General features: G+C 70.4%; 7 protein-coding genes. 3 read left to right on the forward strand and 4 right to left on the reverse strand.

The features are described from left to right. Positions 1 to 6: 6 nt before the first annotated feature. Positions 7 to 1,371, reverse strand: coding sequence for a serine/threonine-protein kinase (locus ACFY10_RS28395; RefSeq protein WP_390668034.1), 1,365 nt, complete (start codon positions 1,369 to 1,371; stop codon positions 7 to 9). Between the two features lie 19 nt (positions 1,372 to 1,390). Between ACFY10_RS28395 and ACFY10_RS28400 the strand changes: the two genes are divergently transcribed. After that, positions 1,391 to 1,960, forward strand: a complete 570-nt coding sequence (locus ACFY10_RS28400; RefSeq protein ID WP_390668035.1) for an RNA polymerase sigma factor — start codon at positions 1,391 to 1,393, stop codon at positions 1,958 to 1,960. A 105-nt stretch (positions 1,961 to 2,065) separates the two neighbouring features. Here the strand turns inward: ACFY10_RS28400 and ACFY10_RS28405 are convergent, their stop codons facing one another. Beyond that, positions 2,066 to 4,438: a SpoIIE family protein phosphatase gene (locus ACFY10_RS28405; RefSeq protein ID WP_390668036.1), complete on the reverse strand. Its 2,373-nt coding sequence runs from the start codon at positions 4,436 to 4,438 to the stop codon at positions 2,066 to 2,068. 256 nt (positions 4,439 to 4,694) lie between these two features. On the opposite strand from ACFY10_RS28405, the gene ACFY10_RS28410 reads away from it, so the two are divergent. Together ACFY10_RS28410 and ACFY10_RS28415 are read left to right on the forward strand one after the other, a co-directional pair. Beyond that, positions 4,695 to 7,790 (forward strand): glycoside hydrolase family 2 TIM barrel-domain containing protein, encoded by a 3,096-nt coding sequence (locus ACFY10_RS28410; protein ID WP_390668037.1) that lies wholly within the window; start codon positions 4,695 to 4,697, stop codon positions 7,788 to 7,790. A 157-nt stretch (positions 7,791 to 7,947) separates the two neighbouring features. Beyond that, positions 7,948 to 10,191, forward strand: coding sequence for a glycoside hydrolase family 9 protein (locus ACFY10_RS28415; protein ID WP_390668038.1), 2,244 nt, complete (start codon positions 7,948 to 7,950; stop codon positions 10,189 to 10,191). Here ACFY10_RS28415 and ACFY10_RS28420 read toward each other — a convergent pair. Both ACFY10_RS28420 and sigJ read right to left on the reverse strand, forming a co-directional pair. Continuing rightward, a complete protein-coding gene (locus ACFY10_RS28420) occupies positions 10,182 to 11,654 on the reverse strand; it encodes a cytochrome bc complex cytochrome b subunit (protein ID WP_390668039.1) in 1,473 nt (490 codons plus the stop codon). The genes ACFY10_RS28415 and ACFY10_RS28420 overlap by 10 nt on opposite strands. Further along, a complete protein-coding gene (gene sigJ, locus ACFY10_RS28425; protein ID WP_390668040.1) occupies positions 11,651 to 12,580 on the reverse strand; it encodes an RNA polymerase sigma factor SigJ in 930 nt (309 codons plus the stop codon). The genes ACFY10_RS28420 and sigJ overlap by 4 nt, the downstream gene beginning before the upstream one ends. Positions 12,581 to 12,623: the final 43 nt, after the last annotated feature.

Raw genomic sequence — 12,623 nt, forward strand, 5'->3', positions numbered from 1 at the left:
TCCGCGTCAGCTTCCGATGCGTACGGAGGCGAGGATGCGGTCGGTCGCCGAGGCTCGGCCACCCTGGCGGATCTGCACGTACACCCGAGTCTGCTCGCTGCGGTCCGCCGGGGCGAGTGCGGCCTCCGTGACCGAACCGCCGCCCGGGCAGCCGTCCCAGGTGCGGACCCTGCCGTGCCAGACGGTGCCGGTGTAGGCGCGGCCGCCGCCGTAGTGGCAGCCGGGGTGGGTGAGGGCGTTCACCGCGGACGGGAGGTCGCCGTGCTCGCTCAGGCCCACCAGCACGCCGTTCACCTCGGCCGTCAGGTCCTGCCACCGGGTCAGGTGGTCCGCGACGGCGAACCCCGGCTCGTGGCCGGAGGGCAGGCCGAGCGCCCGCGGATCCCACCCGGAGTCGCGTACCTGGCGGTCCCATCCGCGGGGGACCTCGGCGACGACCCGTCCGGTCGTGTCCGTGACCCGTACCTCCGTGGCCGGGGACTGCCGGTTCACCAGCGCCAACGTCACGCCGACGGCCGCGACCACGGCCACGGCACCCGTCAGAGTGAAGGCCGCCGTCCGGCGTCTTCGGGGCCGGTGACCGGACGCGGCGAGCCGCTCCAGCTCCTGAGCGAAGGACTCGGCATCGGGCCAGCGGCGCCTGCGGTCCGGTGCCAGTGCCCGCAGCAGGGCCCGCCTGACCGCGGGGGCCAGATCCGGACGCAGCCGGTCGGGCCGTACCACCCTGCCGGGCTCACCCGGAACCGTGCCGGTGACCAGGTGGTAGGCGACCGCGCCCAGGCTGTACACATCGGCCCGGGCGTCGATGCCCGCGCCGGGTTCGGCCTGCTCGGGCGGCCGGTATCCCGCCGAACCGGCGGCCTGTGTGAGCCCGGACGCCTGCGCCAGGCTCTTGGCCAGCCCGAGATCGGCGAGCAGCACCCGCGACCCGCCGTCGGGGGAGGAGCACAGCAGCACGTTGCTCGGCTTGATGTCCCGGTGCACGATTCCCGCCGTATGCAGCGCGGCCGCGCCGCGGGCGGCCAGCGCCGTCAGCCGCAGCGCCTCGGAGACCGGCAGCGGACCGGCGGCCAGCAGGTCGGCGAGGGTGCCGCCGTCGGCGTACTCCATCACGAAGTACGGCCTGCCGTCCGGGAGTTCACCGATGTCGTAGACCTGCACCACCCGGTCCGAACCCGCCCGGCGCAGCATCCGGGCCTCGGCCAGGAACCGCTCGCGGACATCGAGCCGGTGGGACCAGTTGTCGGCGAGGACCTTGACCGCCACCGGCGCGTCGAGCTCGTCGTCGTGGGCCAGCCAGACCGTGCCGAACGCGCCCGTGCCCAGACGCCGTTCGAGGCGGTAGCGCCCGATCCGCTCGACGGAATGCATACGACTATCATGCCTGGGCGTGGATCGTTCCCGAGGAGAGCCCCAGGTCGCACCGACCGAGGACCTGGCCCGCGGCGCGGCGGCGGGCGACCCGGCGGCGCTGGACGAGCTGCTCCATGCGATCCGGCCCGAGGTCGTCCGCCGCTGCGGCCGGTTCCTGCCCTGCCGCGAGGACGCGGAGGAGGCCGCGCAGGACGTCCTGCTCCAGGTCGCCCGGAAGATCTCCACCTTCCAGGGCCGCAGCCGCTTCAGCACCTGGCTCTACACGGTCGTCGCCAACTGCTGCCGCCAGAAGTACCGCGAACTCAAGCGGCGCTCGGTCGAACAGCCGGCCCCGATCGAGGCGGAACGGCACGTCGACCCGCGCACGACCAGCGTCATCGCCGGCTCCCGCCTCGACCTGCTGGAGGCGCTGGACCGGCTGGAGCGCGAGCATCCGCAGCTCGTCGAGCCCCTGGTGTACCGCGACATCTGCCAGCTCGAGTACGCCGAGGCGGCCGAGCGCGCCGGCATCCCGCTCGGCACCTTCAAGTCACGGCTGCACGAGGCACGCAAACAGGTCAGGCCGTGGCTGGCGGAAGCGCCCTGAAGGGGCGCGGGGCTGCATCGATTTGCGGCTCCGCCGCGTGGGCGCGACCAGCCACGACGATGCCGCAGACTCAAGACGACCTTTGACCGCACAGCCCGCGGAGCGCTACTCCTCCAGCAGCCCGATCTCCGCCCAGATCGTCTTGCCGTCCGCCGTGTGCCGGCTGCCCCAGCGCTGGGTGAGCTGGGCGACCAGGAGCAGACCGCGGCCGCCCTCGTCCCACGTCTTCGCGCGGCGCAGATGCGGAGCCGTGTGGCTGGTGTCCGACACCTCGCAGATCAGGGTGGCATCGTCGTGGATCAGACGCAGCCGGATGGGGTGCGCGCCGTACCGGATCGCGTTCGTGACGAGCTCGCTCACGACCAGCTCGGCGGTGAACGCGGCCTCCTGCAGTCCCCAGGTGTCCAGCTGCTCGACGACCTGCTTGCGGATCGGGGCGACGAGCGCCGGGTCGGCGGGAATGTGCCAGGTGGCGACCTGGGACGCGGGCAGCCCCAGGGTGCGGGCCAGCAGCAGGGCCACGTCGTCGGCGGCACCGCCGGGCGGCAGCAGGGCGTGCAGTACCCGGTCGCAGGTCTCGTCCAGCGAGTCGGAGTACGTCGCGAGCGCGTCGCACAGCATCCGGTGGCTGGCGTCGACGTCCCGCTCGCGTGTCTCGATCAGGCCGTCCGTGTAGAACGACAGCACGCTGCCCTCGCGCAGTTCCAGCTCGGCCGACTCGAACGGCAGCCCGCCCAGGCCCAGCGGCGGCCCGGCCGGCAGGTCGACCTGCTGCGGTTCACCCCCGGGCGGGACCACGACCGGCGGCGGATGCCCGGCCCGGGCCAGTGTGCAGCGCCGCGACACCGGGTCGTACACCGCGTACAGGCAGGTGGCGCCCACCTCGCCGGGGCTGCCGTCGCTGCCGGCCTCCGCGGACAGCCGGACCACCAGGTCGTCGAGGTGGGTCAGCAGTTCGTCGGGGGCCAGGTCGATGTCGGCGAGGGTGCGCACGGCGGTGCGCAGCCGGCCCATGGTGGCCGAGGCCTGGATGCCGTGCCCGACGACGTCCCCGACGACCATGGCCACCCGCATCCCGGACAGCGGGATCACGTCGAACCAGTCGCCGCCCACGTCCGCCCGCGCCGCCGGCAGATAGCGCGAGGCGGCGTCAACCGCGGCCGTGCGTGGCAGCGAGCGGGGCAGCAGACTGCGCTGCAGGGCGAGAGCGGTCTCCCGCTCGCGGGAAAAGCGGCGGGCGTTGTCGATGCACACGGCGGCCCGGGCGGTGATCTCCTCGGCCAGCAGGACGTCGTCCGCCGAGAACGGGTCCGGCCGCCGGAACCGGGTGAGGACCGCCACCCCGAGGGTCAGTCCGCGGGCCTGGATCGGCACGGACATCGTGGAGTGGATGCCGTACTCCTTGACCCGCTCGGCGCGCGCCTTGTGCCAGCTGAGCCACTGGTCGAGCGCGCCCGAGGAGATAGAGGCGACGATCGTACGGCCCGCCACCAGCGAGTCGGTCTGGGGCGAGCCGGCGGGGTACTGCTCCAGCTGGCCGGGCTTGAGGACGGCCTCGGGCGTGCCGGGATTGACCGAGAGGTGCGCGGCGCGGCGCAGCCCGATCGGGGCGGTCAGCCGCAGCGGGGGTTCACCGCCGTGCTCCTGCAGATCCAGCAGGTCGACACTGACGAAGTCGGCCATCGCGGGCACGAGCACGTCCGCGAGCTCCTGCGCCGTACGGGTGACGTCGAGCGTGGAGCCGATGCGCACACTCGCCTCGTTCACCAGCTGAAGCCGCTCCCGGGCGAGGTAGTTGTCGGTGAAGTCGTGCGCGGCCAGGCAGACGCCCCGCACCCGCCCCTCGGCGTCCGTGACCGGGGCCATCCGGGCCAGCCAGGCGTGCGCGCGGTCCTCGCCGCCGGTGCGCATGTACGTCTGCACGTCCTGCGGGCGCCCCGAGGTGAGCACCTGCACCATGTGTGCCTCGAGCTCCTCGCTCTGCGGCTTGCCGCCTATCTCGGACAGGCGCAGCCCCCGCACGCGCTCCTCGGGCAGTCCGATCACCTCGGCCATGGCGTCGTTGACCCGTCTCAGCCGCAGCCGCTCGTCGTACACCGCGACCGCGCAGGGCGACTGGGTGAGCACCGCCCTGGCCAGCGGGTCGTCGGGGGAGTGCGGGGCGGCGCCGTCCAGCGGGGTGAACAGGAGCCACCGGCCCGGAGCGTCGTCCCGCGACGGACGGTGGTGGGCGAGCAGCCAGACGGACACCTCGTGGCCGTCGCGGTGGCGCAGGGCGACGGTGCCGTCCCAGCGGGGCCCGGCGGGCGCGAGGAGCTCCGTGTCGACCAGCAGGTTCCGGCCGGGGTGGCCCACGACATCGGCGACCGGCCAGCCCAGCAGCCGCTCCGCGCCGGCGTTCCACTCGACAAGAGTGCCGGATTCATCGATGACAGCCCGCGCCGTCGCGGCATCGTCGAACGGATACTCCGGGCTCATCGTCGCCACTCCATCGCGAACACTCACAGTGAACCGCCGGGTCACTTGAGTTCCAGCCTAGTCCGTCGGCGAGCCGCACGGACGGGAACCCCCTCGGGCGCGCGGTGGGCCGGTCAAGGGGCAATTCCGGCCGTTGTGACCCGTGGGACAGAAGGACGCCCCCGCACCCTTGACGGCCCTGTGTGGCGCCGCGTCAGAATCTGTTTGTTCACGATCAGTTGTGAGTACTTCTGGGCCCTGATGAGGGGGAGCCGCCATGACAGTGACTCGAAGATCGGTCCTGATCGCTTCCGCCGCCGCACCCGCGGCCGGAGCGCTTCTCGGCACCCCGGTGGCGCGGGCCGCCGAGGCCGCAGCAAACGGAACCGGCCGCCGCACCGTCGCCCTGCGCGACGGCTGGCGCTTTGCGCTGGTCAACCCGGACGGGATCACCGACCCGACCGGCGCCTACGGACAGGCCGCCGACCCCGGCTACGACGACTCGGCCTGGCGCGAGGTCGCGGTCCCGCACGACTGGAGCATCGAGCAGACCCCCACCATCGAGCACGGCACCACCAGCGGCACCGGCTTCTTCCCCGGTGGCCTCGGCTGGTACCGCCTCGCCTTCACCCTGCCGCCCGCCTTCGCGGGCAAGCGGATCTCGGTGGAGTTCGACGGCGTCTACATGGACTCCTACGTCTACTGCAACGGCACCCAGGCCGGCCGGCACCCCTACGGCTACACCGGCTTCGCCTTCGACCTCACCGACCTGCTGCACACCGACGGCACCACCGAGAACGTGATCGCCGTCAAAGTGCAGAACCAACTCCCCAGCAGCCGCTGGTACTCGGGCAGCGGCATCTATCGCGAGGCCCGCCTGGTCGTCACCGAGCCGGTGCACGTCGAACGCTGGGGCACCTACGTCACCACGCCGGACATCACCGACGAGCGGGCCGTCGTCCGCGTACGGACCTCGGTGGTGAACGCGTCCGCCACCGCGAGCCAGGTCGAGATCCGCTCGACGGTCAAGGACCCGGGCGGCCGGACGGTGGCCCGCGCCGCCACCACGGTCGCCCTCACCGACAAGACGGCCGAGACCCACGAACTCACCGTCCCCAAGCCCGAGTTGTGGGACCTTGCAGCCCCGCACCGCTACACCCTGGAGACCGAACTGCGCGTCGGCGGCAAGGCCGTCGACACCTACCGCACCACCTTCGGCATCCGCACCTACCGCTTCGACCCCGACGAGGGCTTCCGGCTCAACGGCACCCACACCAAGATCAAGGGCGTCGACCTGCACCATGACCAGGGCGCCCTCGGCGCGGCGATCAGCATCGACGCCGTGCGCAGACAGATGACCATCATGAAGTCGATGGGCGTCAACGCCTTCCGCACCTCCCACAACCCGCCCTCGCCGCAGATCATCGAAGTCTGCGAGGAGCTGGGCATCGTGATGATGGTGGAGGCCTTCGACTGCTGGCGGACCGGCAAGACGAAGTACGACTACGGCCGCTTCTTCGACGAGTGGTGCGAGAAGGACGCCACCGAGATGGTCCTCGCGGCCCGCAACTCGCCCGCCGTCGTCCTGTGGTCCATCGGCAACGAGATACCCGACTCCACCTCCACCGCCGGGCTGGCCATGGCGGACCGGATCATTGCTGCCATCAAGGCGGCGGACGACACCCGGCCGGTCGTCATCGGCTCGAACAAGTACCACGGTGTGCCCGCCACCGGCTCCGCGGCCGACCTCATGCTCGCCAAGCTGGACGGCCTCGGCCTCAACTACAACACCGCCAAGTCGGTCGACGCCCTGCACGCCAAATACCCCAAGCTGTTCCTCTTCGAGTCGGAGTCGTCGTCGGAGACCTCGACCCGCGGCTCCTACCAGGAGCCCGAGCACCTCAACACCGGCGAGAACCACACGCCCGGCAGACGCGAGGTCTCCTCCTACGACAACAACCTCGCCTCCTGGACCATGAGCGGCGAGTACGGCCACAAGAAGGACCGGGACCGCAAGTGGTTCGCCGGACAGTTCCTGTGGTCCGGCATCGACTACATCGGCGAACCGACGCCGTACGACGTCTTCCCGGTCAAGGCGTCCTTCTTCGGCGCGGTCGACACGGCCGGATTCCCCAAGGACATGTACTACCTTTTTCAGAGCCAGTGGATCAGCGAGCCCACGGTCCATCTGCTGCCCATGAGCTGGAACCACGAGCAGGGCGACACAGTCGAGGTGTGGGCCTACTCCAACGTCGACACCGTCGAGCTGTTCCTCAACGGAAAGTCCCTCGGCACGCGCACCTTCGACACGAAGAAGACCACGGACGGCCGTACGTATCTGGAGACCACGGAGGCCACCGGCGACGACAAGACCTTCACCACCGGCCCCTACCCCGGCAGTTACACCAGCCCGAACGGCAGCGCGGGCAAGCTGCACCTGATATGGAAAGTGCCGTACGAACCGGGCGAGTTGAAGGCGGTGGCCCGCAGCGGCGGCAAGGCGGTCGCCACCGACGTGCTGCGCACGGCGGGCGAACCGCATGCCGTACGGCTCACGGCCGACCGCAAGTCCCTTGCCGCGGACGGGCGTTCGCTGGCCTTCGTGACCGCGGACGTCGTCGACGCCCGTGGAGTGGTGGTGCCCGACGCCGGGCACCTGATCACCTTCGAGGTGACGGGCGGATCCCTCGCCGGGCTCGACAACGGCCGGGAGGAGAGCGCCGAGCGCTACCAGGCCACCACCCGCACCGCCTTCCACGGCAAGGCCCTTGCCATCGTGCGCTCCGGCACCAAGGCCGGCACCCTGAAGGTGACCGCACGGGTGGAGGGACTGCGGGCAGGCACGGCGACCATGCGCACCACGCCCGCCCGGTCCGCCGCGACCACCCCGCCCACCGCCTTCGGACCGGACCACCCGGCGCCCCCGAACTACCCGTACGCGGACGCCAGTTACTCCGGTCGCCCGGACACCCTCCCCGCCGCGATGCTCGACGGTGACGCGGCCACCGGCTGGTCCAACGCCTTCGCCAAGTCGGCAACGGCCCTGCTGCCCGCCTTCAACGGCGCGCGGACAACGGACTGGGTGTCGGTGGACTACGGGCGGACCCGGACCTTCGACCGGGTGGAGGTCTCCTTCACCGTTGACGCGACACACAGCCTGCCCGCGTCGGTGGAGGCGGCCGTGTGGGACGGCCACCGGTATGCGCCCGTCACCGGAGTTGCGGTCGACTGGGCCACCGCCTCGGACGCGCCGACGGTCCTCACCTTCGACGCGGCGCGCGGCTCCCAGCTGCGGCTCACGCTGACCAGCGCTCACCCGGGCGAAGTCCTCGGGGCAGTACGGATCAGCAAGTTGGTGGCGCCGGGCGGCTGACCAGCCGTTGCGGTCCGGACGGGAAACCAGTCCCGTCCGGACCGTTGACGGGATGTCATGGCGCGAACAAGCATGAGCTGCGTCCGCATCTGGGAGCGCTCCCACCACGTTGTGGTTCGGCGAGCGTCACCCGTACCTCAGCCCGAGGAGCCCAGACGTGAAACGACGCAGAACCATTCTGCTGATCTTGACGGCCATGTTGGGGACGGCGCTGACCGGAGTGCCGGCCGGTCCGGCCGCCGCCGACGAGGTCGAGCAGCTCAAGAACGGGACCTTCGACACCGCGATCGACCCCTGGTGGACGACCACCAACATCAGCGCCGGCCTGTCCGGCGGCAAGCTCTGCGCGGATGTGCCGGGCGGCACCGCCAACCGCTGGGACGCCGCGGTCGGCCAGAACGACGTCACCCTGGTGAAGGGGGAGTCGTACAAGTTCAGCTTCACTGCGACCGGTTCGCCCGAGGCGCACGTGGTGCGGGCGGTCGTGGGGCTCCAAGTGGCGCCCTACGACACCTACTTCGAGGTGAGCCCGCAGCTGAGCGTCTCCGGCAACACCTACTCCTACACCTTCACCTCGCCCGTCGACACCACCCAGGGCCAGGTCGCCTTCCAGGCCGGCGGCAGCGCGGACGCCTGGCGGTTCTGCATGGACGACATATCGCTGCTCGGCGGTGTCCCGCCCGAGGTGTACCAGCCGGACACCGGACCGCGGGTACGCGTCAACCAGGTCGCCTATCTGCCCTCCGGTCCCAAGAACGCCACCCTCGTCACCGACGCGACCGCGAAACTGCCCTGGCAGCTGAAGGACGCCGGCGGTACGACCGTCGCCCAGGGCTGGACCGTGCCACGCGGCGTCGACGTCTCCTCCGGGCAGAACGTCCACTCGATCGACTTCGGTGACTATCGCAGGCAGGGCAAGGGCTTCACGCTGGTTGCGGACGGGGAGACCAGCCGCCCGTTCGACATCGGCACCAGCGCCTACGAGCAACTGCGGCTCGACTCGGTGAAGTACTACTACACGCAGCGCAGCGGCATCGCGATCCGCGACGACCTGCGCCCGGGGTACGGCAGGGCGGCCGGCCATCTCGACGTCGCGCCCAACCAGGGGGATGGCAAGGTCCCCTGCCAGCCGGGCGTGTGCGACTACACGCTCGACGTCACCGGCGGCTGGTACGACGCGGGCGACCACGGCAAGTACGTCGTCAACGGCGGCATCGCCACCTGGGAGCTGCTGAGCACGTACGAACGCGAACTCCTCGCCCGTACGGGGAAGTCGGAGAAGCTGCGGGACGGCACCCTCGCCGTCCCGGAGAGCGGGAACAAGGTGCCCGACATTCTCGACGAGGCCCGCTGGGAGCTGGAGTTCCTCCTGAAGATGCAGGTGCCCGACGGGCAGCCGCTCGCCGGAATGGCCCATCACAAGATCCACGACGAGAAGTGGACCGGCCTGCCCCTGCTGCCCAGCGCCGACCCGCAGAAGCGCGAACTGCACCCGCCGTCCACCCAGGCGACCCTCAACCTGGCGGCGACGGCTGCCCAGGCGGCCCGCCTGTACCTGCCCTACGACCGCGCCTTTGCGGCGAAGGCACTGACGGCCGCCCGCAAGGCCTGGTCGGCGGCGCTCGCGCATCCCGCGATGTACGCCTCTGCGAGCGACGGCACCGGAGGCGGCACCTATGACGACACCAACGCCACCGACGAGTTCTACTGGGCGGCGGCGGAGCTGTATCTCACCACCGGGGAGAAGCAGTTCGCGGACTACGTCCTCAACTCGCCGGTGAACACTGCCGACATCTTCGGCCCCTTGGGCTTCGACTGGGGCAGGACGGCCGCCGCAGGACGCCTGGACCTCGCCACCGTACCCAGCAAGCTGCCCGGCCGGGACAAGGTGCGCCAGTCCGTCGTCAAGGGCGCCGAGCGCTACCTCGCCACCCTGAAGTCACAGCCGTACGGCATGCCGTACGCACCCGACGGCAACGTCTACGACTGGGGCTCCAGCCACCAGATCCTCAACAACGCGGTCGTCCTGGCGACGGCGTACGACATCACGGGTGGATCGAAGTACCGGGACGGCGCGGTCCAGAGCATGGACTACATCCTCGGCCGCAACGCGCTGAACATCTCGTACGTCACCGGCTACGGCGAGGTCAACTCCCACAACCAGCACAGCCGTTGGTACGCCCACGAGCTCGACCCGAACCTGCCGAACCCGCCGCACGGAACCCTGGCGGGCGGGCCGAACTCGTCCATCCAGGATCCCTACGCGCAGAGCAAACTGCAGGGCTGCGTCGGCCAGTTCTGCTACATCGACGACATCCAGTCCTGGTCGACGAACGAGACGGCGATCAACTGGAACGCGGCCCTGGCCCGGATGGCGTCCTTCGTGGCGGATCAGGGCTGAGGTTCTCGCTCCACGAGCTCACCCGGCTGCTTGTGGGCAGTCAGGGTGTGCAGCTCGGCCTGATCGAGCGGCTGGTGCACCTCGACGTACTCGCCGTGCGGCAGCCGCTTGATCAAGCCGGTCTCCCGGCCGTGCAACACCAGGTCCCGGTCCCGGAGTTGGAGGCCCAGGCAGATGCGTCGGGTGACGATGAACACGACCGTCGGGAGGACGAACACCGCGACGCGGACCGTCCAGGTGACCGTGTTGATGGACAGGTGCAGGCGGGTCGCCACGATGTCGTTGCCGCCGCCCGCCAGCAGGATCAGGTAGAGGCTGATCCAGGCCGCGCCGATCGCGGTCCGGACGGGGCGATTGCGCGGGCGGTCGAGGAGATGGTGTTCGCGTTTGTCGCCGGTCACCCGGGCCTCCAGGAAGGGATAGACCCCGATGAAGACGAGGAGGAGCGGGAAGACCACGATCGGGATCAGCACGCCGAGCACCAGGGTGTGACCCCACAGCGTGATCTCCCAGCCCGGCATGACCCGGACCAGGCCCTCGGCGAAGCCCAGGTACCAGTCGGGCTGGGCGCCGGTGGAGACCTGGTCGGGGCGGAAGGGGCCGTAGACCCAGACCGGGTTGATCGTCGCCACGGCCGCGATCATTGTCAGCGCGCCGAAGACCAGGAAGAAGAAGCCGCCCGCCTTCGCCAGATACACCGGCATGAACGGCGTTCCTATGACGTTGCGTTCGGTCCGTCCGGGACCCGCGAACTGCGTGTGCTTGTGGTACACGACCAGGACGAGGTGCGCCACGACGAGGGCCGCCATGATGCCGGGGATCAGCAGGATGTGCAGCGAGTAGAAGCGCGCCACGATGTCGTGACCGGGGAACTCGCCGCCGAACAGGAACATCGAGAGATACGTTCCGACGATCGGCACCGACAGCAGGGCGCCGTTGACGAAGCGCAGGCCCGTGCCCGAGAGCAGGTCGTCCGGCAGTGAGTAGCCGAACAGCCCCTCGAACAGGCCGAGAAACAGCAAGGTCCAGCCGAACAGCCAGTTGATCTCACGGGGCTTGCGGAACGAACCCGTGAAGAAGTGCCGCATCATGTGCGTCAGCATCCCGGCGACGAAGACCAGCGCCGCCCAGTGGTGCAGCTGCCGGATCAGCAGCCCGCCGCGCACGTCGAAGCTGATGTGCAGCGTGGAGGCGTACGCCTCGGACATCCGGATGCCGTTGAGCGGGACATAACTGCCGTGGTACGTCACCTCGTTCATCGACGGATGGAAGAAGAGGGTGAGATACACGCCGGTCAGGATCAGCACGACGAAGCTGTACAGGCAGATCTCGCCGAGCAGGAACGACCAGTGGTCCGGGAACACCTTGCGCAGGTACTTCCTGCCCAGCGAGTGGATGCCGAGACGGCCGTCGAGCCAGTCGGCGACGCGCTCGCCCCTGCCGGATGTCTCCGTGGCGGTCACTGGTCCTCCTCGTCCTCGTCCTGGTCCTTGTGCACGTGCGTGAGCTTGTCGGGGTTGGTGACGATGTAGACGCCGTTGACCCGGTCGCCCTCGGGCGTGAGATCCATGACCATCACGGCGTACGGGGCCTCGCCCTGGAACAGCACCGCGGCGTCGTCGCCGTTGACCCGGCGGTAGCGAAGGTCGAGTTCCTGGGGGCCGCGCCGGGCCGCGTACGAGGTGATGAGGCGGACCGCCTTGTCCCGGCCGTGCACCGGGCGCAGGCCCGCCGGCTTGCGGTTGCCGCCACCGTCCGTCCACACGGTGACGTCCGGCGCCAGGATCTCCATCAGCTCGGAGATGTCCCCGCCGAGCGCGGCCCGCACGAACCGCTCGGTCGCCTCCTGCCGGACGCGCGGGTGCGCCCGGTAGCGCGGCCGGCGGGCGAGCACATGATCCCGTGCGCGATGCGCCAGCTGCCGTACGGCCGCCGGGGTGCGGTCGATGATGTCCGCGATCTCGGTGTGGGCGTACCCGAACACCTCGTTGAGGACGAACACGGCGCGTTCGAGCGGGGTCAGCGACTCCAGGACCACCAGCATCGCCAGGGACACGGACTCGCCCCGCAGGACCGGGTCGTCGGCGCTCTCGTCGTCGGCGACCAGCGGCTCGGGCAGCCACGGGCCGACGTACGTCTCGCGGCGGCGGATGATCACGGCCTGCCGCTGCAACGCCTGGTTGACGGCGATCCGGACCAGGTAGGCGCGCGGATTGGCGATCCCGTCCGCGCCCCGGCCCGACCACGCCAGCCAGGTCTCCTGCAGCACGTCCTCGGTGTCGGCGACGCTCCCCAGCATGTTGTAGACGAGGCCGAACAACAGCTCCCGATGGTTCATGAAGACATCGGTCGCCTCGTCGGTGACAGGACTTCCGGTGCTGTGCGTCATGTGTGGGCCTCCCCGCTGCCGCGCTCACCACTTCGAGGGCCGG

The sequence above is a fragment of the Streptomyces sp. NPDC001401 genome, assembly GCF_042895385.1.
Lineage (GTDB): Bacteria > Actinomycetota > Actinomycetes > Streptomycetales > Streptomycetaceae > Streptomyces.

What these genes read in the sequence shown, in the direction of transcription:
- ACFY10_RS28395 (WP_390668034.1), bottom strand. Translation starts at nt 1,371, where the DNA reads ATGCATTCCGTCGAGCGGATCGGGCGCTACCGCCTCGAACGGCGTCTG.
- ACFY10_RS28405 (WP_390668036.1), bottom strand. Translation starts at nt 4,438, where the DNA reads ATGAGCCCGGAGTATCCGTTCGACGATGCCGCGACGGCGCGGGCTGTC.
- ACFY10_RS28410 (WP_390668037.1), top strand. Translation starts at nt 4,695, where the DNA reads ATGACAGTGACTCGAAGATCGGTCCTGATCGCTTCCGCCGCCGCACCC.
- sigJ (WP_390668040.1), bottom strand. Translation starts at nt 12,580, where the DNA reads ATGACGCACAGCACCGGAAGTCCTGTCACCGACGAGGCGACCGATGTC.